The 1,611-nt window shown below is 36.0% G+C and carries 1 protein-coding gene; it reads left to right on the forward strand.

The annotated features are described in order from the left end of the window. Positions 1-190 (forward strand): hypothetical protein (locus P278_RS16730; protein WP_038262549.1); only part of this gene is annotated, 190 nt, incomplete at its 5' end. Between the last annotated feature and the right edge of the window lie 1,421 nt (positions 191-1,611).

Below are 1,611 nucleotides of genomic sequence, written 5' to 3' on the forward strand. Positions count from 1 at the left end.
GTTCAGCGATGATGAGCAACGATCCCACTTCAGGATCACCGCAGGTAATCCATTCATTGAAGGTTTCATTTATTTTGAGAAGGAATTAAAGCGCGAGCTTTGTTCAGCGATGATGAGCAACGACCCCACTTCAGGATCACCGGAGGTAATCCATCCACTGAAGTTATTCATTTTTTTGAGAAGGAATTAAAGCGCGAGCTTTGTTCAGCGATGATGAGCAACAAACGGATCATGCCTAATTTTGTGTTTATGCAAAAATTGTGATTGATTTTTGAAGGAAAAATGAATTAAGCATCGCATCACGAGATTGTACAACGAATTCGGAATTACATGTGAGAGTGATGAGTGGAGAGTGGATTCCGCAATAAATGCGGAATGACATTGGGTGCGGAATGATATTGGGAGAGAACAGAATGGTCTGGTTCTGGTTACTATATTAAAGGATTCCGGAACAGGTACAGAATGACATGTGAGAGTGATGAGTGGAGAGTGGATTCCGCAATAAATGCGGAATGACATTGGGTGCGGAATGACATTGGGAGAGAACAGAATGGTCTGGTTCCGGTTACTATATTAATGGATTCCATAACAGGTACAGAATGACAAGTTAGATGGATTCTAAATCATATTGCTTCAAAATACATATGTGGTGTTCCCTGGTTTGTTTGATGGGAAACCAGGTTGAAGTGGGTGATTAATACTTCTGGCAGTATCAGGCATAAGAGGTCTAGAGATAATCTCAATACTATTATTTTTTTGCAAAGTTCTTAATCTATTATTCATTTCGCACACAACTTTTGAGATTGATCCCAACAAAACGAATTCAGGATCACGTGAGGTTATGAGAAAGTTTGGAAACATTTTATACTTGATTGAATCTGAATCGATGTGTTCATACTTTATCCATACTTTAACTATGCTTCAACCATGCCTGAAATGGGGTGTTTCCATGCTTGAATATTGACCAAATATCAAGCTAAAGAAAGAGTTTGTATTTTTTTATATCATTTTATACTTCACGGCAATAAGATGCAAAATCGGCTAAATAGACTCTTTTGATTCGTCCCGTTTTGCACTATTGAATTAATTAACTAACGGTGTAAAGAAGAGGAAATGATTAAGGTTGTAAATCGTTAGGAATCAAATGGTATTCTAGCATGCTTTGAGCAAGAGTTTTTTTAGGAAGATAAGCAAGGATCATATATGCTCGAAACGCTAGTTTATTTATGGCACAAGCCAGAAGGAATGCGCTAGTGGGGAGGTAAGTTGATATTTTTGTATAATAGGTTTCAATTAAAATTAGCATAAAGAAAAAGGAACTTGCAAAATAATGATGCACAGTTCCTTTTGTTTTTATAATCTATTTTTTCGATTATTATTAGAAAATCTATTTTTATCTATTGGAAACGGATTTTAGCATGGTGTTAAAATCGCCCATTTGGACTTCCTATATTAGACTGGACATAAAGATGAGAGAATATGTTAGTTAGTTTGAATCTTAGCACTTATGAGAAGAAAATCTAAACATTACACCTTAGAATTTAAACAAAAAGCAGTCGAGTTAAGTTATGCCAAAGGCAATGTAAAACAAGTATGCGAGGATCTGGATAT

It is taken from the genome of Zhouia amylolytica AD3, from assembly GCF_000511935.2.
In the GTDB taxonomy this organism is placed as follows: Bacteria; Bacteroidota; Bacteroidia; order Flavobacteriales; family Flavobacteriaceae; genus Zhouia; species Zhouia amylolytica.